This is a genomic window from Anaerococcus sp., assembly GCF_030825785.1.
Classification (GTDB): Bacteria; Bacillota; Clostridia; order Tissierellales; family Peptoniphilaceae; genus Anaerococcus.
Map to the genome: position 1 here is coordinate 1 of NZ_JAPJPG010000030.1, position 19,882 is coordinate 19,882.

The window sequence follows — 19,882 nt, forward strand, 5'->3', positions numbered from 1 at the left end:
GCTACAATATTAATCTATTAGTCTTCTTTTTTTCTTGTAGCAATGATTCCTGCAACTGAAACTGCTGCAAGGCCAGCTACTGCAGACATTCCTGCAACACCAGTCTTTGGTGCTCTGTTTGGATTAGAAGATTTGGCAGATGGTGTAGATGTTTTGTCGTTGTTAGCTTTTTCGTTAGATTTGCTTGCTTTAGCAATGTCTTCGATTTTGTATCCTGGGATAACGACTTTTTTGCCATCTTCTTTGCCTGGTTTTTCATCCTTATCTTTATTAGCTTTTAGGATTTCATTTTTAAGAGATTCTACACCTTCAAGTGTTTTAGCTTTGTTGATTTGGTCAAAGTAGATTTGTCCTGTGATACCAGCTTTTTTAAGCTCTTCGATGGCTTTTTCTTTAGCTTCAGCTAATTTATTTTCTTCTGGTTTTTCCTCTTGTTTTCCTTTATTAGCTAGATTTCTATCTTGCTCTTTAGAAGCATCGTTCCAACCCTTTTGGTATGGGTCTTCGTAGCCTTTCCATTCATTTGCAAGGTTTTTAGCATCTTGTTCTTTGGATGCATCAGCCCAACCTTTTTGATATGGATCTTCGTAACCTTCCCATTCACTTGCTAATTCTTTAGCTTTTTCTTCAGCTATTTTCTTATCTTGTTCTTCTGAAGCAAGGTCCCATTCAGTTTTGTTAGGATCTTTCCATTCATTTGCTAATTCTTTAGCTTTTTCTTCAGCTATTTTCTTATCTTGCTCTTCTGAAGCTTGTGCCCATTTATCTTCGTATGAGTCTCCCCAGCCTTCAGCATGTGCTGTATTTGCTCCACCTAGAACAAGTCCTGCTGCTAATGCTAGCGCTAATGCATTTCTTTTTTTCATAATTAATATCCTTTCGTTTACGTAAATTAGTAGAAATATTACTTCTGATTTTATTATAAACTAATTACCTAGCAAAAGCAAATTTTTGTAGCAATAATGTATTTATGAAAACCATTATAAATACATCATGACTAACTGATTTTACGCTAGTTAGTGATACAATTAAATTAAAATTAAACTTTAATACAGAAATATATATCCAAGATGGTGTAAAACTAAGGCTTGTAAAAAAATATAATTGAAAGGATAGACTTAACAGAACTAAAAAAAGTCTACTCATCATTTGGAAGAAAACCAATTGTAAATCCAGTAACCATGCTTCAAATAATAATATTCTGCTATCCAGAAAGAATATTTTCATCAAGAGAAATAGAGAAATCTTGCAAATATGATCTAAGAATACAATATCTTCTAGATGGACAAAATCCACTAGATCACTCTACCATAAATAGATTTAGACAAAAAATAGTAAAACTAGCACCAAATCTTTTAAATCAAATGGTCCAAATATTAATAGAAGAAAAACAAATAGACCTGTCAAGTATATACATAGATGGAACAAAAATAGAAGCCTATGCCAGTAGATACAGCTTTGTATGGAGAGGAAGTATAGAAAAGTGGCAAGAAAAACTGAGGATGAGAATAATAAAACACTTTGATTTGAATAAAGACTTAACACCATCTCAAGTATTAGAAGTAGTAAAGATAGTATTTAATAAAGTAAGTAAGGAATGTATAGAAAAAAAGATAAACTTTGTACATGGTCAAGGAAAAAGAAAACACCAACTCCAACGAGACTATGAACAACTAAAAGATTGGAAAAGCAAAGTAGAAACTTACCAGAAACATCTAGAAATAATGGGCAATTACAGAAACTCCCACTCAAAAACAGACCATGATGCAACCTTCATGAGAATGAAAGAAGACCACATGAGAAATGGTCAACTAAAACCAGCCTACAACATTCAGTTAACAAGTGCATCAGGCTTCATCATAGGAGAAAATGTATCCCACTATCCATCTGACATGTACACCCTAAAACCATTCTTAACAAAATTACTAAAAAGTTATCCAGACAAACTAGATAAAATAGTAGCAGATGCAGGATACGAAAGTGAAAAAAACTATGTATACCTAGCAGAAAACAATCTGACATCCTACATAAAGCCATCAAACTATGAAAAATCTAAAACACGAAAATATAAAAAAGAGCAAGAATTCAGGAAAAGCCTGGTCTATGATAAAAGTCAAGACAAATACAAATCAAAATAAGGTAAAGAATTCATTAGATGCAATGACAGATATAGGAAAAGAAAAAGTGGATATGTAACAACAACAAAAGTCTATAGATGTTTTAACTGGAACAAAGCTGGTCAAAAAACCAAAGGAATCTACATAGCAGAAACCTTCCAAAAATATAGGAAAGAATCATTAGAAAACATAATATCCGATCAAGGAATAGAAAAAATACTAAACAGGTCTATTCAAGTTGAGGGAGCTTTTTCCAAAATAAAGTCAGGACTAAACTACAATAGATTTCACCATAGAGGAAAAGTAAATGTAGTAAGCGAAATATGTCTTATATCAATAGCCCTAAATTTAAATAAACTGGCATCAAAAATAGAAAATAAGAACTTAGAAATCATAAAATACAAATTTGCTTAAGAAAAAATATTTACAATAGTAAGCTCTATCAATTGAACCTATTTTTAAGGAAAATGTGGATAAAATAAAATCACTATGAACAATACCATAGATTTTATTAGCTAAATATAAATATATAATAAAAAAAGTGATGAGCAGAATAAATTTACCTATTCTGCAACACCACCTTAGATCGTGAGTACCGCGGTTACGAAATTAATACTTTGTCTATAGAGTGCACTCTTCAGTGACTAAAGTATTATTAGTCTCTTTTTTTGCTTGCTGCGTAAGCAACTGAAGCTGCTGCTAGGATTCCAGCTACGCCTGTTACCCCTGCAACACCTGTTTTAGCGTTAGTTTGTGATTTTTTAGCCGCTGGTGTTTTTCCTTCATTTTTGTCTTTTGAATCTTGTTTTGATGCTGGATCTGGATCTTGTTTTGATGCTGGATCTGGATCTTGTTTTGGTGCTGGATCTGGATCTTGTTTTGGTGCTGGATCTTGTTTTGGTGCTGGATCTTGTTTTGGTGCTGGATCTGGATCTTGTTTTGGATCTGTATTTTGTGTTGGATCCTGTCCTATTTTATCGTTTATTTCTTTAATAAGACCTTTTCCTTCTTCTGTTATACCTTTAGCTTTATTTGTTAAATTTTGAATTTCTTCAAGGCTCGCTTCTTCAGCGTAAGCTGTTGAGAATAGAAGGTCAGAAACAGCTACTTTTTTACCAAGAACCTTACCTAAATCGTTAATGATTGTGGTAGCTTTTGCTAGGTAAGCATCTATAGCTTCTTTGTTATTATCATAAATATTTCTTTGGTCTTTGATAATTTCAACTGCTTTTACAATTACTCTTGCATCATCGTAAGCATCTTCAGCTTCTTTGAGGATCTGTTCTTTAGTTTTTTCTTCTTTAGCAGGTGTTTCTGAAACTTTAGCTTCATCAGACTTAGCTTCTTCAGCTGCAAATGATGGAGCAAGTGCACCAAGTCCTAGAACTAGTGCAAGAGCGCCTGCTGCTAATTTATTTGTTTTCATAATTGCATTTCTCCTTTTGTGTTTAAAACTATTAATATTGTACTCACTCTATAATCATAATTATACACCTATTCCTAAATATTTGAAACACATTCTTGCTAAAAGTATAAAATTTAGTTTTCATACTCAATTGAAATGAATAGGCTTTAAGTTAGGTTAAGATATATAATCGTTTATTATATTGTAACACTTTTTAGACAAAATTAAAGTCTTTTTTGGATATTTTCTTTAAAATAATGGAAAATAAAAGTTTTCTATGAAATTTAGTAAATGAAGTCAAACAAAAACCAGGGTTTGGCCCTGGTGAGAATGTAAATAAGTTCAAATTCACCCTTATTTCGACCGAAGTGGAGGAATCTCTCTTGAGAGATGTCTCGACTCCGCATGCGCTCCGCTCGACGGTAGTTTTCGGATTCAGGACAAGCAAAGCTTGCCCTTTATCTCGAAAAGCCTCGATTTTGAACTCTTCGAGTTCTTGGAACTCATTTTTCAAATAAGTCCCACTTATTCGATTTTTTACAAAAATCGAAGCCCGACTGTCCGGCACTCTGCCATCATCTAACTCTGTTCGCTGTGGCCAGAACCATTAGACATAAGGGGAAGTTGGAATCTGGTCTTAACTTCGTAGATTTAAGCCTCAGCTAGCTTAATTTCTATTTTTAAAGGCTTAATTTTCCTCAAAGAACTTATACATTTTCTCAAAGACTATCATTCTGTGGTCTTCGTTTTTGAAGGAGTGGTCGGCTCCTTCTATTTGTTCGTAGTCTGCCTTTGGGTAGGCCTTTTGAAGTTTTACGTTGGCATCGTTAAAGACTAAGTCGTCCGCATCTCCTCTTAGGATTAGGACCTTGCCCTTGTATTTTTCGGCAGCTCCGTAGATATTTTTCTTTAGGAAGTCTATGAGGAAGTTCTTGTGAAGTTTGACTCCTCCTATATCTACGTCTTCTACACTTCTTATGATTTCGGCGTAGTTTTTGTGGCCGTCTATTTCTGATTTTTTCTTTCTCATCTCGCCTTCGAACATGGTTTTGGCCATAACTTTGATGTAGTCAGGGTTATTCATATCACTTGCTGGAGCAAGGAGGCACATGGCTTTTGGCTTAAGCTTATAGGCCTTAAGGGTAGCTATGACCCCTCCTAGGGAGTGGCCCACCCAGTATAGCCTATCCTTGTCTACATAGGCTTTGATTTTTACGAATTCGTGGATGAGTTCTGCCTCTTTTTCTTCTCTCGATACGGTCATGTCGTAGAAGTCTCCATCAGACTCACATGTTCCTGAGAAGTCGAATCTTGCTACAATATAGCCCCTATCTGTAAGGTATCTTGCGTTTTGCACTCTGAAGAAGCTTGATCCGTTCCTGTCTCCTCCGAATCCATGGTAGATTATTACTGTTGGATATTTCTTATCTTCCGTGAAATCATCAGGAGTGTTGATTACTCCTCTTAGGATGATTCCGTCTTCTTTTTTGATTTGTGAATAGATGTATTTCATTATAGGTCGTTTAGGATTCTTGCCATTTCTACTCCTGAGGCTGAGGCTTGGGATAGGGAGTGGGTTACTCCGGATCCGTCTCCTAGGCAGTAGAGTCTTTTCTTATTTGTTTCGAATCTTTCGTCCACGTCTACTACGGAGTTGTAGAATTTGACTTCTATACCGTATAGTAGGGTGTCATCATTGGCCATTCCTGGGGCGATTTTATCTAGTTGGTAGATCATCTCGATTATATCATCGAGTTGTCTTTTTGGCATAACTAGGGATAGGTCGCCAGCTGTAGCATTTAGGGTTGGCTTGGTGAAGGACTTGGCCATTCTTCTTTCTGATGAACGGCGGCCCTTGACTAGGTCACCAAATCTTTGCATGAGAACTCCTCCTCCAAGCATGTTTGAAAGCTTGGCAATGGATTCACCATATTCGTTGGAGTCTTCGAATGGTTCGGTGAATCTGTTGGTTACTAGGAGGGCAAAGTTAGTGTTTCCTGATTGGAGTTTAGGGTCTGTGAATGAGTGACCATTTACGGTAAGGACTCCGTTGGTGTTTTCTGTAACCACATGGCCGTATGGGTTCATGCAGAAGGTCCTTACTACGTCGTTGTATTGTTTGGTTTGATACATGATTTTTGCTTCATAGACATCGTCTGTGATGTGCTTGAAGACTTCTGCAGGAACTTCTACCCTGACACCTATGTCGACTCTATTTCTCTTAAGTCCTACGTCAAACTTATCGCAGATATCAGCAATCCACTTAGAGCCTGATCTTCCTGCTGCAAGGACTAGGTCGTCTGCTTCGTAGACTTCGTCTCCTGTGTGAATGATGTATTTGTCGTTTTCGTATTCTACCTTATCTACCATTGTGTTAAACTCGAAGTCTATGGTGTCTTTGACATAGTCGTAGATTCTTTGAAGGATTACCCTGTTTCTATCTGTACCGAAGTGGCGAACCTTGGCTGATAGAAGGTGGAGGTCGTGACGGAGACATTTAGTCTTTAGGTCGTTTTTGTCTGTTGAGTAAAGCTCTAGGTCATCTCCCCCATCGAATTCCATTAGGACTGAGTCTACGTATTCCATAAGCTCCATGGCTTTTTTCTCGTCTATGTATTGGTGAAGGTCTCCTCCAAAGCTTGTGGTTATGTTATATTTACCATCTGAGAGGGTTCCTGCTCCTCCGAATCCGTACATGATGTTACATGGCTTACATCCTATACAGTGATCGACTTTGCCTTCTGTTATAGGACAAGTCCTGTTAGCTACTTTCCTACCGCCATCTATTATCAAAACTTTCTTCTTTGTTTTTAGCTTGGTTAATTCATAAGCAAGGAAGGCACCGCTTGCTCCTGCGCCTACCACTACGATATCGTACTTTTTCATATACTCTCCTTTACATAATTAGCCTAATATATTATACAAGTTCTATGTCTTTAATGAAACTATTATTTATTTTTTAACAATCTTGTGATGGAATATATATAATTTTATAAGGAGATATTATGAGAGAAGCATTTAAAAAAGCATTCCCATACACTATCCCTGTTATAGTAGGCTATATCTTCCTTGGTCTTACCTTTGGAATCATGGTTAGTCAAGCAGGATTTTCTGCAATCCTCGCTCCTATTATATCACTTACGGTGTATGCTGGAAGTATGCAATTTGTATTGTTACCCTTGCTCAAAACCGACATTACCGTTCTTGCTATAACCATCCTTACTATTTCAGTAAATATCAGGATGATATTTTATGGTTTGTCTCTACTAAAAGAATTCAAGACTTCGAGATCGAAGTTCCTATTAATCCTGACCCTATCAGATGAATCCTTCGCCCTAGATACTTCAATAAAGCCACCTGAGGGAGTAGATCGTGGGGACTTTTATCTCGCGATAGGTATCATCAACTACCTAATCTGGGCCCTAGCTTCCTATGCGGGAGCCCTTTTGGGAAATATGATTAGCTTTAACACGACGGGCTTGGACTTTGTTCTAACAGCGCTTTTCCTAGTGCTTTTGGTAGAACAGTTCAATGCTACGAGAAACCACAGGCCTTTGATGATAGGGCTAGCTATGTCAATTATAGCTCTCTTAATCTTTGGTAAGGATAAGTTTATGATACCTGCCCTATTATTAATAGTAATGAGTCTGTTTGCTGTAAGAGGAAAGGTGGAAGATTATAATGAATAGAATGATTATGATAATAGCAGCCTCTGCCATTACAACCTTTATGATAAGGTCCGTTCCCTTTGTGTTTTTTAGCAAGAGAAAGCTACCTGATCTAGTAAAGTACTACGGTAGATACCTCCCCTTCGCCCTAATGCCTTTGCTAGTTGTCTTTGCCCTAAGAAACATCGACATCAGCCATTATCCATATGGACTTGCTGAACTTATTGCGTCAGCTGTCGTGATTTTCTTACACTTTAGGTTCAAGAAGCTCTTCTTATCTATATCTGTAGGAACCATTCTCTACATGTTTTTAATTCAAATAGTATTCGTCTAGTTTTGCGGTAAAGTAATAAATAATAAATAGAAAAGAATAGTTAGGAGCTAATATGAACAAAGAAATATCAATATCTAACAACAAAGCCATTATGAACTTTTCCAAGGCCTTCTTCAACAATACTGACGATCTTCTAAGAAGTGATGGCTTCTACGAAGTTCTAAGGTCCTTTGTCAAATTCCACAAGGACAATCACACAAGAATCTACACCTATCTAGAGAAATTCTTTAGGGCAAGTGATATAGACCAGCTTTCAAATGAGCTTAGGGATATAACAAAAATACTTACAGTAATGAGTATAGATGAGATTAGCGAGAAGATCAACAAGTACCACGACCTCAACAAGGAGCGTGACGCCCTAATAAGAATTGTCGAAGACATGTACGATTATTGGAGAAAAATCGAAAGATACTCCATCATCGAGAAAAACGCCGACAAGGAAGGACTTGAAGTAGAAAACTTCCTCGGTTCAAATATCAGGTTTAAGGACATGATCCTAGAAATCTACAGGAAAGTCGAAGTATCAATCACAGGAGTTAACCCAAAGGTCTTTAGGCAAGTACCAGCAGGAGCCAACTCCTCTGTTATAGTAAGAAAATCTAAAATCAACTATCCAGAATACCTAAAATGGCTCAACAAGATACCATTTATAACAAAAGTAATGATCGAGACTCCTTACATAACCTACACCAAATCCAACAAGCGTGACGGTTTCTTCAAGGAAGTCTTCGACAATCCAGTTGAAAATATCGAAATAGACACAGAAGAATATCTCTGCTATCCAGCAAAGATTGCCGACAACCTAATCTATGTCTACTTTCACCAAGACTACATCACCCACGGCATATCTGCCTCAAACTTATTCGAGTTATGTGATGAAGAAGAAGCCATTAATACCAAACCTGATGGAATATATATATTTGGAGTAAAGGACGAAAGAGACCTAGATATCTTCTATGAAGATAAGGAAAACGACCTATTCATAGGCTACTGTAACTTCTGTGACAAGAAGGACTACTTCGGATACCTCAAAAAAATGTGCCTAACCCTAAACAACATCATCTCCATGAAAAGGGGCTTCCTCCCAATCCACGGAGCAGGAGTTAATGTAGTCTTACAAAACGGCAAGAGTGCAAACATTGTAATCTTGGGAGATTCTGGAGCAGGCAAGAGCGAATCAATAGAAGCCTTTAGGTCCCTTGCCAAGGAATATATCCGTGACATGACTGTAATCTTTGACGATATGGGCTCTTTCAGACTAAATGGCAACGAAGTTCTCGCCTATGGAACAGAAATCGGAGCCTTCGTAAGGCTCGACGACCTAGATTCAGGCTATGCCTTTAAGCAAATAGATAGGTCCATCTTTATGAATCCGGATAAGGTAAACGCAAGGCTAATCATGCCAGTAGCAGACCATAAACAAATTATGGAAGGCTATCACGTAGACTTCTTCCTCTATGCCAACAACTATGACAAGCTAGAAGAAGGAGAAAAATCAATCAGCCTATTCGAAAATGAAGATGAAGCTATCAAAGTCTTCAAAGAAGGTGCAAGAATGGCCAAGGGAACAACAACAGAAGAAGGACTAGTCAAATCCTACTTCGCAAATCCATTCGGCCCTTACCAAAAACAAGAAATGTGCGATGAGCTAATCAAAGAATACTTCAATAAGCTTTTCGAAAACAAGATAAAAGTAGGAACAATAAGGACCCAACTTGCCATAGACAATATGGAAAGCGAAGGCCCAAAGAAATCCGCCAGAGAACTTTTTGATATAATAAAATCTCTATAGAAATAAACTCCCCTAGCCAGTAAGAAATATGGTTGGGGGAGTTTATTGTCTTCGTAAATAATATAAATATAGGATTTGTAGCTATGGTATAAGCGCACGCCTATAAAACAGATGATAAGCATCATCACTATTTCCCCATCCTTATATCGAGACAAAGGAAGTGAAGTCGATTTTCATCTATTCCCTTATGTCGAGCGGAGCGAATGCGGAGTCGAGACATCTCCAAGGGATCCCTCCACTTCGGTCGACGGTAGCTTGCGGGCTCAGGTCCAATGACCTTCACCTCGCCAAGCCTCGATTAAGGTCTGCCATCAGCTCACTATGTTCGCTGTGGCCAGAACCATTAGGGATAAGGGGTAAAGATATTTCGAGATAAGGGATAGAAAAAGTCAAAATCCCACTATCCCCTTATGTCGAGCGGAGCTAAGCGTAGTCGAGACATCTCAAGAGATCCCTCCACTTCGATCTGGATTAGGGGTGTGGGTCGATCGGGATAAGGGTTAAAAAAGTCGGGATTCCTTGTTGCCACGTCGACAGAGCTTCTACGAGGAAGCGACGAGAGGTCTACAGAACCTTGGGACATGTACGGTGGGGGTTTCTTTAGATAATTATTCTCGTAAATAACTTAAACTTAAAAATCCACATGTCATCACAGACTGTGTATCTCTCACATTGTCCTCCACTAGCCGGACGGGCTTTTTTCGAGATGGCGTAGTGGAGATGTCTTAAGAGATCCCTCCACTTCGGTCGGTATAAGGGAAAGGTAGGGTGTCTCAACACCCCTTATCTCGAGCGGAGCGAAGCGGAGTCGAGAGATCTCTGGTATTTATAAATAACATACAAAAAAGGGCTCCTGCTTTCTAATATCTCTCCCTTGTGGGGATTTATTAGTTTGCAAGAGTCCTTCTCTTTATTAATAATTATTTATTTTAAATCAAGCCTAGACTTTTCCTAGATACTAGTCTTTGCTTCTTCTTTTTCTTTTAGTTTCTCCCTAGCGGAGCTCATCATTAGTTTTACTCTGTTTACCTGGTTGACTTCGCTTGCGCCTGGGTCGTAGTCTATAGCTACTATGTTTGCTTCTTCATAGACTGATCTGATTTTTTTCATAACGCCCTTACCTGTGATGTGGTTTGGCAAGCAGCCGAATGGTTGGATGACTACTATATTTGGGGCGCCTTGTTTGATTAGCTCTACCATCTCACCTGCTAGAAGCCAGCCTTCACCTGCTTGGTTACCCAGGCTTGTTACGTCCTTGGCATAATCTGCAATTTGATCTATATAGCAAGGTTCTTCGAAGTGTTTGCTCTCTCTTAGGGCCTCTCTTACGACTTTTCTGTATTTTTCTACAAGGCTTATGCCCATTTTACCTAGCCACGCACTTTTCTTATCCTTGCCGTAAAGGTCTGCCTTGATTTCGGTATTTTTCATACAATACATGAGAAAGTCTGTTAGGTCTGGAAGGATTACCTCTGCCCCTTCTTTTTCTAGGATATCTTGGAGGTGGTTGTTAGCTTCTGGGAGGAATTTGACTAGGATTTCTCCTACAATTCCTGCCTTTGGCAACACTAGGTCTTTTCTTTCGATATTGTCAAAGTCCTCGACTATTTCCTTCACCATCTTCTTATAGTTCTTTCCGGTCATCTTTGGAGCAATTTGCTTACATTTTATGATCCAAGCTTCCTTTAGGCTATTGGTCTCGCCCTTATTTACTTCGTAAGGTCTTGTGGCATTAGATACTCTGTTGATTAAGTCTCCTAGTAGGATTGACCTCATTAGTTTTTTGAGAAGTGGTATAGATGAGGCTTTCTTTAGGTCAAAGCCTGCGTTAGTTTCTATTCCTTGGGCGGAGAGGGCAATTACAGGAATATCATCAAGGCCTGCATCCTTTAGACCCTTTCTGATGTAGCCTACATAGTTGCTTGCCCTGCAAGCTCCTCCTGTTTGGGTCATAAGAAGGGCAATCTTATCTGTATCGTAGCGGCCTGATTTTACAGCTTCTAAGAGCTGGCCTACTACTGTGATTGATGGATAGCAGGAGTCGTTATTTACGTATTTAAGTCCCGTATCTATTACGTCACTATTGATATCATCTAGGAATTCTATGTTTAGATCATATTCGTGGAAGACTGGTTCCATTATAGCGAAGTGCTCTCTTGCCATTTGTGGGGCAAGGATGGTGTAGCCTTCTTTTACCATTTTCTTGGTGAATTCTGGACTTTCGTAATCGAGCTTATCCATGTCTCCTTTAAGCTCGTTTCCTTCGATTCTCTTTTGGTTTAGGGCTTCTAAGAGAGATCTAATTCTTATCTTAACAGCACCGAGGTTACTTACCTCATCTATCTTGATTAGGGTGTAGATCTTGCCGTTGGCCTTTAGGATATCAGCTACTTGATCGCTTGTTACTGCATCCAGTCCGCAACCGAAGGAGTTAAGTTGAATTAGCTCGAGATTGTCGGTTTGTCCTACATATTGAGCAGCCCTATAGAGTCTTGCGTGGTAGGACCATTGATCAAGAACTCTAAGATCATAGGAAAGGTCCGGTGAATTGTAGGCTATGGCATCTTCTGAAAGGACTGGAATCTTCATTGATTCTATTAGTTCAGCAATACCGTGGTTTACTTCTGGATCTATATGATATGGCCTTCCTGCAAGTACTAGGGCATTTAGATTTTTCTCACCAACAAAATCCAGAATTTCCTTGCCGCGTTTCTTGATTGCATCGTGGTAGTTTTGCATCTCTTTCCAAGCAAGGCTTACCGCATTTCTGATTTCTTTCTTGCCCAAAGTTTTACCTTCATAGCTATAGTCTTTAAATTCTTCGATAAGTCTATCAGCTATAATTTTCTCAGACTCAAATGAAAGGTAAGGGGCCATGTATCTAATATTTTTTAAATCATCGACATTGTTTCTAATAAGGTCTGGATAGCCGCTTACTACCGGACAGTTCATCTGGTTTTTGGCGTTTTTGTATTGCTTGTATTCATAGAAGATTGCTGGATAGAAGATCGTATCTACATCCTTTTCGAGGAGATTTTCTATATGTCCGTGGACTAGCTTGGCTGGATAGCAGGCTGTCTCTGAGGAAATAGAAGATATGCCCTTCTCGTAAATTTCCCTCGAAGACCTATCAGATAAAACTATATCAAAGCCTAGGCTAGTAAAGAAAGTATGCCAGAAAGGATAGTCTTCGTAGATGTTTAGGACTCTTGGAATTCCTATTTTTCCGAAGGTGTTTTTATCCTTCAAGGTCTTTCTATTAAATAACAAGTCGTACTTAAACTTGTACATATTGTAATCGGCGAAGCTGTGGCTTTCCTTAACTCCTGCTCCCCTTTCGCACCTGTTTCCAGTTATATATCTTGACCCATCTGGAAAGATATTAATAATTAGAGAACAATTGTTAGAGCATTTCCCGCATCTTGCATTCTTTTGCTCATAGGAAAAGGACTCAAGCTCGTCGATATCAGCAAGACTCGAATGACCTGTGGACTTATCCATTGAGATTAGGGCCATACCCATAGCACCCATTAGACCGGCAATTTCTGGCCTCGTGGTATCTCTGCCTGTGATTTTCTCGAAGGCTCTTAGGATTGCATCTCCGTAGAAAGTTCCTCCTTGAACTACTAGATTTTCGCCAAGGCTTCTAGGATCTCTGACCTTGATTACCTTTTGGATGGCGTTTTTGATTACAGAATAGCAAAGTCCTGCCGCTATATCTTCGACTTCTGAGCCTTCCTTTTGGGCTTGTTTGACCTTGGAGTTCATAAATACAGTACATCTTGAACCAAGATCTGCAGGCTCCTTGGATAGGATAGCTCTCTGTTGGAAATCCTCTACACTCATGCCTACAGATGCGGCAAAGGTTGAAAGGAAGGACCCACAACCTGATGAGCAAGCTTCGTTAAGCTGGATACTATCGATAATTCCGTCTTTGATATGCATTGCCTTCATATCTTGGCCACCAATATCTAGGATAAAGTCGACCTCAGGGTTGAAGAATTGGGCTGCCTTGTAGTGGGCAATAGTTTCAACTTCTCCATTATCTACGCGAAGGGCCTTCTTGATGAAGTCTTCTCCGTAACCACAAATTCCGCTTGAAGCGATGTAGGCCTTAGGATTTTTCTTGATATAGCCTTCCTTAAGCATAGAAATTACAACTTCAAGAGGCTTACCCAAATTCATCCTATAATCTTCTAGGAGGATTTTCTTATCTTCGCTTAGCCAAACCATCTTGCTAGTAGTAGAGCCCGCATCGATTCCTACGAATATTGGGCCTTCGTAGTCGTGAATATCCTTGTAGGCAACCTGACCTGTCGCGTGTCTTTTCTTAAATTCTTTGTATTCTTCTTCCGACTCAAACAAAGGCTCGAGTCTTTTTGTCATTTCAAGATTTTCTGGAACCTCACCATCGAGCCTTTCAATTAAAGTCCTATAAGGAATAAATTCCTTAGAATCTGCTGATAAGAGTGCGGCTCCAAGAGCTACGTAGATTTCGGCATTTTCTGGGATGGTGAAGGTATTTTCCTCTTCTCCAAGAGTTTCTACAAATCTATCCCTCAAAGATGAGAGGAAGTGGAGAGGCCCTCCGAGGAAGGTAATATTACCCTCTATTGGTCTACCGCAAGCTAAGTTTGAAATAGTTTGGTTAACTACTGATTGAAATACAGAAATCGCTATATCTTCCCTGCTAGCTCCCTCGTTCATCAAGGCTTGGATATCAGTTTTGGCAAAAACTCCGCACCTAGAAGCAATCGGGTAGACCTTCTTGTAAGACTTCGAAAGCTCGTTAAGACCAGTTGCATCAGTATCTAGGAGGGAGGCCATCTGATCTATAAAAGCTCCCGTACCTCCTGCACAGATCGAATTCATCCTCTGCTCGACAGATCCCTTAAGATATGTAATCTTAGAATCCTCTCCCCCTAGCTCGATTAGGACGTCTGTTTCTGGAATATATTCTCTGATAGCCCTAGTTTCTGCTATAACTTCTTGAACGAAATCAATACCCAAATAATCTTCCAAAAACATACCACCAGAGCCTGTAACATTGACAGTTACTTCATCATCCTTGAAGCGATCAAAGGCCTCCAGAAGAACATTCCTTACAGTCTCCTTCACATCTGACTTATGTCTAACATAGACAGAGTGTAATATATTGAAATTTGTATCGGTAATTACAAGCTTGACTGTAGTAGAACCTACATCAAGTCCCATGTGTAATTTCATAAAATCCCTTTCTATTATAAATAAGATATACTTATATATTATATATTAACTAATTTTCCTGTAAATAATACAATAAGGAATTAAACAATCCGCTCAATCCCCTTATATCCTATTATACTACTAGAAATTAAAAACTATAATATTTGGGGGAGATATTTTTTACTAAAATATCTTTTACTAAAAATATTTTTGATATAGTTTATTTGAACAATCAATTTATCATTATAATAAAGTTAATATCTTCGTTCTCTAGGGGACAGCCTAAGGGGGCGGCAGCGCTCTAAGTGCCGCCCCCTTAGCTGTCTCCCTGAGGTTCGAAGGGTCCAACCCTGCTTTAAGAAATATTTTAGTATCTAGATACATTTTTTCTAAAAATATTTAGTCTCAGATATTTAAATATAAATATCTCCACCAAAAAACTAGCCCCTAAGGGCCAGTTTATAGGAATTTTATTTTATTTTCTTCAAAAGCTCAACTAAGAACTTATAGTTATTCGCTACAGATTCTATATTACATTTTTCTACTGGTGAGTGGGCTCCTTGGATTTCTGGGCCGAAGGAGATCATTTCTACTTGTGGGATTTCTTTTTTGAATAGACCACATTCTAGTCCACCGTGGGTTGTTCCTACTATTAGGTCATCTCCGTGGATAGATTTCCAAGTTTCATTTGCTAGGTCTATTAGTGAACTTTCTTCTCTTTGCCAGCCTGAGTATTGGTTGGTTATTTCGTAAGTTCCTCCGAATCTTTCTACTATTGCCATGGCGATTTCTGCCCTATTAAGCTTAGCAGAGTCTACTTCAGATCTGATCATTGAGTGAAACATTATGGTATCTTCTCTGTTTTCTAGAAGGCCTAGATTTGATGATGTTACTATATTGTCCTTATATTTTTTGTAGAGACCGTCTGGTAGGGCAAAGATTGCATCTAGGATGTCCTTACTTACTTTTTGGCTTAGGACTTTGCCATCATAATCTCTCTTTTCTACAGTGATTTTTCCTTTTGGATCTGAGTCCTTGTATTCATTTAAGACATCTTTAATTCTTTTTTCAATTTCTCCAATAGCCTTATTCCTATCCTTAACTGCTACTAGGCCGTAGGCTGTAGTTGGGATGGCGTTTCTCTTAACTCCACCCTTTATGTCTGCGATTTGTACTCCTTCTATCTTATGAAGAAGCCTTGCTAGGGTTTTGATGGCGTTACATCTGAACTTATCAATTTCCATACCAGAGTGGCCGCCTTCAAAGCCAGATAGGTCGATTGCTATGAAGTCGCCGCTTATATCTTCATATTCTTTCTTAAATTCTATCTCAAGGTCAAGTCCTCCAGCGCATCCTATGGTTAGGACTCCTTCTTCTTCTGAGTCGATGTTTATTAAATAGTCTGCCTTAAGTTGGGAGAGGTCTAGGGCGTTAGCTCCAACCATGGATGTTTCTTCGCCTGTTGTAATGATTGCTTCGATTGGTCCGTGTTCTAGCTTATCATCATCAAGGATTCCCATAATAAAGGCAACTCCGATTCCGTCATCTGCCCCAAGAGTTGTCCCATTTGCTGTAAGCCAGCCGTCTTCTACTAAAAGCTCAATTGGGTCATTGGCAAAGTCGTGGTCTGAGTCGTCTTCTTTGACACAAACCATATCCATGTGGCCTTGGAGGGCAACGGTTGGTCTATCTTCATAGCCTTTGGAAGCTTCTTTTCTGATTATTACATTTAGGGCCTCATCTTGGATTACTTCAAGATTTCTCTCTTTGGCAAAATTTACAAGAAAGTCTGATACTGCCTTTTCGTTTCCTGATTCTCTTGGTATTCTACTTAGTTCATAAAAGTGAGCAAATACTTCTTTTGGTTCTATATTTTTAATTTCCATAATTCCTCCTATGTTTGTCTTTATTATACTCATTAATCATTTCATTTTTAGCCCAAATTTCTCTTTGGACCTTGTCGAAATAGTCTCTAAGGTTTCTAGAATTTCTAAATTTCTTCCCATTCATAAGCTTAGTGTTGGCATTCATACCAAGGCCAATGATGGATTCTTTCTCTTCATTTATTATAATATTATATCTTTGGGAAGTACCGCCCCTCTCATAGCCTACATTCTCTAGATTGGATACTATATTTTTTTGCCTATAGAGATAGTAGGGTCTGTAGGAGTTCTCCTTCACGAAATCTTCTATCATTTGGCTTATCTTAAGGCTCTCTCCCCTTTCGGCCCTGACTTTTCCTTCAAAATACTTACTTCCCACCTTCATGGCTAGGGCGTGGAAGGTTATATTATCTGGCAAAAGTTTCTCGAGAAGGTCGAAGTTTCTCCTAAAAAGCGTGCTTCCTTCCCCTACAAGACCAATTATAAAGTCCATATTAACTATAAAATCAAGGTCTTTGGCTCTTTGGTAGATTTCTAGAAAGTGGTCATAGTCGTAGGTCCTCCCTGCCCTTTCGACAATTTCTTTGTTAAAGGACTGGGGATTTAAGGAGATACGATCTACTCCTCCATCCCTTAGGATTTCTAGCTTTCTTGTATTTAAAGTGTCTTCCCTTCCTGCCTCAAAAGTAAATTCCTTGTAGGTAAATCTCTTATTTAAAGCATCGATAAGCCTTTTTAAATCAGCTTCGCCAATGAAAGAAGGAGTTCCCCCGCCAATATAGATGGCGTCTAAGCTTTCTGGAAGATTGATATTTTCTATCTCATAGATTAGAGATGTGGTATATTCGCTCTTTTCCTTCCTATCTCCCACAATCGTAGGATAAGCGCAATACTTACACCTAGTAGGACAGAAGGGAATGTTGATGTAAATGGAGAAGTCTTTTGGATCAAAAGATATCTTTGCTTGTTGGTTACGGATTTCTTCCAAAAGCTTAAGTTTCTCATCACTTAGCAAATATTTTTCCGAAAGATCACCTGGACTCATCTTATCTAAGAGCTTGGATGGCTTAGACCCTGTAAGATAACCCCAAGGAGACTGGTAGCCTGTCTCTTTTACTAAAAGCTCGTAGAGAGTTCTTTTAAGATCAGCTTCCTCATATCCTATCTTTCTTTCTCTAAATATAATTTCCTTATCATATACTTTTAGACTAGCATCTTCATCAAAAACCAAGTCATCATGGTCATAAAAAATATTTAATATATCATAAACTTGTTTTCTTTTATTATTATTTGCGACGTAAAATTTCATAGGGATACTATACTAGAATTTCCTCCAATAAAAAAAGCGGCGAACCGCTTATTACTTGATAGCTTTAAGAAAATCGAAGGCCCGGGCCCTATCTATCACTTCAGCCTTTTCTTCAAAGTATGGCCTATATTGGTCGTAGATTTTCTCATAGATTTCTCTTAGGAAAGGAAGCTTCATAGAGTCTCCCCCTCTAGTTATAATATCAAAGGACTCATCTAGACCGTAGCGAAAGCTTGCTACTTGATCCTGACTTAGACTTAGGTCATCACTTTCTAGAAGGATATATTTCATAAGCTCAACTGCTCTTATAGAAAGACCCGCTTCCATTAAGATAATCTTTTCTCTTAAATCATTTATATCTGTAGTAAGGATTACCTCAAACTTCTCTGCCTCGTTTTTCCTCACTGCATCTAGGAGCTTGAAGGAAGACCTTAGGGCAATCCTGTTTTTGACATCAACGAAATTAGGATCGTTGATAATCATAAACTTAAGATAGTCATCTGTGTAGACAAATCTGTAGTTTAGGATAAATTCGTTCCCACACTCAGAACAAGTCGCTTGAGCAAAAGTCCCATCTAGGATTTTCTCCCTTTCGATAGAATCTTCAAAAACTGCTGTATTAAATTCACCATCAAAACCATGACCACATTCTGGACAAGTCATGTGAAATTCTTTTAATCTTTCCTTCATAATAACCCCTTCATTTTTCTTTCTAAATTAATAGATACCCGAAAGCCCCTATTTTATTCAAACTTTACTGATTTAAGCAAAGGCATGGCAAGAATAAAGGCGATGATTACAGAAATTAGAGCATTAAATAGAGAAACTCCCGCCTTTGGTACAAGTTCTGCCATGACAGCTTCATTGGTAAAGCCCATCACAAATTTATTTGTAATGTAAGTCTTTAATAGATATAAGAAAACATAAGTTAGCTGACCTAAGATAGCGGCTATAACAAGTCTTTTCTTATCGACAAGCTTACTTCTCTTCCTATAAATTGCTCCTGCTACGAAGGCTAGGGCAAACTTTGTGACGAAAGTTATAGGCGCTGAAGTAAAATATACTGGGTCAAATAAGTCAAACAAAGCAGATCCAAGTCCTGCCGCAAGCCCACCGAAGCCTGGTCCCATAAGGATACCTGCCAAAAGACAAAATACATTTCCTAGATGAAATCTAGTCTGACCGAAAGGAGTCATGACTGGAATTTGAAAAAATCTAGAAAATATGTAGACTAAGGCAGTAAAAAGTGCAATATAAACCATTTTTTTAGTTGTTAAATTTTTTTTCATAAAACCTCCTCGAAAATTATTTCATTAATAGTATAACACAAATTGTAAAGTAAAAATATAAGAGGTGATAAAATGAGTAAAAATTTAGGACCAATACATTACATGATGTATGAGAAAATCAAATTTCAAGATAAAATAACAGATTATATAATGGGAGGAAATACAGAAGAAATCGATAAGACCTTCCCAAAGGTAAAGACAGATCCACTAGAAGACTTAGTAGATCAAGAAAACATCCACGGTTGGCTATCTTCTAGGATCGATATGGTTGAAAACAGACTAGCAAGGGCTATAAACCTATCAGAAAATCCAGAAGAAAAATTCTACGAACTAGGAAAAATCGAAGGAAGTAAGGAAAAACTAGATAGCTTCGAAGAAGTCTTCGATAAAGTAAACCTAAGACTCCTAGACGGCATGCCATGCGACAGAGCCCTAAGAGCAGGAATGGATGAAGAAGACAACCTCCTTCTAATAACAGATAAAAACCTCCACCAACAATACGAAAAAGAAGCAATAAACCCAGAAGATTCCCTAACAGATAGCTGTGAAGGGGGCCACGACCACGAAAGCCACGAATCATTTGAGATAGGAAAAGTAAGTGGGGTAGAAAACACAAAAGAAAAATCCAAATACCACCAAATGAGATACGAATTCATAAAAGGCTTCTTAGAAAACAGCCCATTTAAGGCGGAGCTTTTGGATGGGGTGAATATTAAAATTAGTAGGGAGATATTTTAAAATATCTGAGACTAAATATTTTTAGATTGATGCTTTTAATAAAAGCATACCTGAAAAATTAAAATTTTCTTTTTATGAAGGAATCCCTTCGAACCTCTGGGAGACAACCTCTTGGGGCTTTCCGCATGCCCCATCCGGTTTT

The 19,882-nt window shown here is 38.3% G+C and carries 15 protein-coding genes; 6 read left to right on the forward strand and 9 right to left on the reverse strand.

The annotated features are described in order from the left end of the window. Positions 1-17: 17 nt before the first annotated feature. The gene (locus tag RCH56_RS05320) at positions 18-866 is read right to left on the reverse strand and encodes an albumin-binding GA domain-containing protein (protein WP_306483954.1); all 849 of its coding nucleotides are present in this window, start codon (positions 864-866) and stop codon (positions 18-20) included. Between the two features lie 315 nt (positions 867-1,181). Here RCH56_RS05320 and RCH56_RS05325 point away from each other — a divergent pair, with 315 nt between their 5' ends. Further along, positions 1,182-2,138 (forward strand): transposase, encoded by a 957-nt coding sequence (locus RCH56_RS05325; protein WP_306483955.1) that lies wholly within the window; start codon positions 1,182-1,184, stop codon positions 2,136-2,138. Between the two features lie 12 nt (positions 2,139-2,150). Next, a complete protein-coding gene (locus RCH56_RS05330; RefSeq protein WP_306483968.1) occupies positions 2,151-2,531 on the forward strand; it encodes a transposase in 381 nt (126 codons plus the stop codon). 241 nt (positions 2,532-2,772) lie between these two features. Here RCH56_RS05330 and RCH56_RS05335 read toward each other — a convergent pair whose 3' ends face one another. The 3 genes from RCH56_RS05335 to RCH56_RS05345 form a co-directional block, all read right to left on the reverse strand. After that, the gene (locus tag RCH56_RS05335) at positions 2,773-3,543 is read right to left on the reverse strand and encodes a hypothetical protein (protein WP_306483956.1); all 771 of its coding nucleotides are present in this window, start codon (positions 3,541-3,543) and stop codon (positions 2,773-2,775) included. Positions 3,544-4,210: 667 nt separating this feature from the next. Continuing rightward, positions 4,211-5,035: a S9 family peptidase gene (locus tag RCH56_RS05340; protein ID WP_306483957.1), complete on the reverse strand. Its 825-nt coding sequence runs from the start codon at positions 5,033-5,035 to the stop codon at positions 4,211-4,213. Next, positions 5,035-6,408, reverse strand: coding sequence for an NAD(P)/FAD-dependent oxidoreductase (locus tag RCH56_RS05345; protein ID WP_306483958.1), 1,374 nt, complete (start codon positions 6,406-6,408; stop codon positions 5,035-5,037). Before RCH56_RS05345 ends, RCH56_RS05340 begins: the two co-directional genes overlap by 1 nt. 119 nt (positions 6,409-6,527) lie before the next feature. Here RCH56_RS05345 and RCH56_RS05350 point away from each other — a divergent pair, with 119 nt between their 5' ends. Genes RCH56_RS05350 through RCH56_RS05360 form a run of 3 tightly spaced genes read left to right on the forward strand, consistent with a single transcriptional unit; the run spans position 6,528 to position 9,316 of the window. After that, on the forward strand, positions 6,528-7,211 hold the full coding sequence (locus RCH56_RS05350; protein ID WP_306483959.1) for an AzlC family ABC transporter permease: 684 nt from the start codon (positions 6,528-6,530) through the stop codon (positions 7,209-7,211). Beyond that, positions 7,204-7,524 (forward strand): branched-chain amino acid transporter permease, encoded by a 321-nt coding sequence (locus RCH56_RS05355; RefSeq protein WP_306483960.1) that lies wholly within the window; start codon positions 7,204-7,206, stop codon positions 7,522-7,524. Before RCH56_RS05350 ends, RCH56_RS05355 begins: the two co-directional genes overlap by 8 nt. 52 nt (positions 7,525-7,576) lie before the next feature. Continuing rightward, a complete protein-coding gene (locus RCH56_RS05360; RefSeq protein WP_306483961.1) occupies positions 7,577-9,316 on the forward strand; it encodes a phosphoenolpyruvate carboxykinase in 1,740 nt (579 codons plus the stop codon). A 951-nt stretch (positions 9,317-10,267) separates the two neighbouring features. Here the strand turns inward: RCH56_RS05360 and RCH56_RS05365 are convergent. The 5 genes from RCH56_RS05365 to RCH56_RS05385 form a co-directional block, all read right to left on the reverse strand. Beyond that, positions 10,268-14,542 (reverse strand): 2-hydroxyacyl-CoA dehydratase, encoded by a 4,275-nt coding sequence (locus RCH56_RS05365; RefSeq protein WP_306483962.1) that lies wholly within the window; start codon positions 14,540-14,542, stop codon positions 10,268-10,270. A gap of 449 nt (positions 14,543-14,991) precedes the next feature. Further along, positions 14,992-16,407, reverse strand: coding sequence for an aminoacyl-histidine dipeptidase (locus RCH56_RS05370; RefSeq protein ID WP_306483963.1), 1,416 nt, complete (start codon positions 16,405-16,407; stop codon positions 14,992-14,994). Next, the gene (locus RCH56_RS05375) at positions 16,397-17,713 is read right to left on the reverse strand and encodes a coproporphyrinogen III oxidase (RefSeq protein ID WP_306483964.1); all 1,317 of its coding nucleotides are present in this window, start codon (positions 17,711-17,713) and stop codon (positions 16,397-16,399) included. Before RCH56_RS05375 ends, RCH56_RS05370 begins: the two co-directional genes overlap by 11 nt. 51 nt (positions 17,714-17,764) lie before the next feature. Then, positions 17,765-18,403, reverse strand: a complete 639-nt coding sequence (locus RCH56_RS05380; protein WP_306483965.1) for a CpXC domain-containing protein — start codon at positions 18,401-18,403, stop codon at positions 17,765-17,767. 53 nt (positions 18,404-18,456) lie between these two features. Continuing rightward, positions 18,457-19,002: an ECF transporter S component gene (locus RCH56_RS05385; RefSeq protein WP_306483966.1), complete on the reverse strand. Its 546-nt coding sequence runs from the start codon at positions 19,000-19,002 to the stop codon at positions 18,457-18,459. A gap of 72 nt (positions 19,003-19,074) precedes the next feature. Between RCH56_RS05385 and RCH56_RS05390 the strand changes: the two genes are divergently transcribed. Then, positions 19,075-19,740 (forward strand): hypothetical protein, encoded by a 666-nt coding sequence (locus RCH56_RS05390; protein WP_306483967.1) that lies wholly within the window; start codon positions 19,075-19,077, stop codon positions 19,738-19,740. Positions 19,741-19,882 lie beyond the last annotated feature (142 nt).

Excerpts from the sequence above, each read along its gene's own strand:
- RCH56_RS05320 (WP_306483954.1), bottom strand. The coding sequence starts at position 866 with ATGAAAAAAAGAAATGCATTAGCGCTAGCATTAGCAGCAGGACTTGTT.
- RCH56_RS05325 (WP_306483955.1), top strand. The coding sequence starts at position 1,182 with ATGCTTCAAATAATAATATTCTGCTATCCAGAAAGAATATTTTCATCA.
- RCH56_RS05335 (WP_306483956.1), bottom strand. The coding sequence starts at position 3,543 with ATGAAAACAAATAAATTAGCAGCAGGCGCTCTTGCACTAGTTCTAGGA.
- RCH56_RS05340 (WP_306483957.1), bottom strand. The coding sequence starts at position 5,035 with ATGAAATACATCTATTCACAAATCAAAAAAGAAGACGGAATCATCCTA.
- RCH56_RS05345 (WP_306483958.1), bottom strand. The coding sequence starts at position 6,408 with ATGAAAAAGTACGATATCGTAGTGGTAGGCGCAGGAGCAAGCGGTGCC.
- RCH56_RS05350 (WP_306483959.1), top strand. The coding sequence starts at position 6,528 with ATGAGAGAAGCATTTAAAAAAGCATTCCCATACACTATCCCTGTTATA.
- RCH56_RS05355 (WP_306483960.1), top strand. The coding sequence starts at position 7,204 with ATGAATAGAATGATTATGATAATAGCAGCCTCTGCCATTACAACCTTT.
- RCH56_RS05360 (WP_306483961.1), top strand. The coding sequence starts at position 7,577 with ATGAACAAAGAAATATCAATATCTAACAACAAAGCCATTATGAACTTT.
- RCH56_RS05365 (WP_306483962.1), bottom strand. The coding sequence starts at position 14,542 with ATGAAATTACACATGGGACTTGATGTAGGTTCTACTACAGTCAAGCTT.
- RCH56_RS05370 (WP_306483963.1), bottom strand. The coding sequence starts at position 16,407 with ATGGAAATTAAAAATATAGAACCAAAAGAAGTATTTGCTCACTTTTAT.
- RCH56_RS05375 (WP_306483964.1), bottom strand. The coding sequence starts at position 17,713 with ATGAAATTTTACGTCGCAAATAATAATAAAAGAAAACAAGTTTATGAT.
- RCH56_RS05380 (WP_306483965.1), bottom strand. The coding sequence starts at position 18,403 with ATGAAGGAAAGATTAAAAGAATTTCACATGACTTGTCCAGAATGTGGT.
- RCH56_RS05385 (WP_306483966.1), bottom strand. The coding sequence starts at position 19,002 with ATGAAAAAAAATTTAACAACTAAAAAAATGGTTTATATTGCACTTTTT.
- RCH56_RS05390 (WP_306483967.1), top strand. The coding sequence starts at position 19,075 with ATGAGTAAAAATTTAGGACCAATACATTACATGATGTATGAGAAAATC.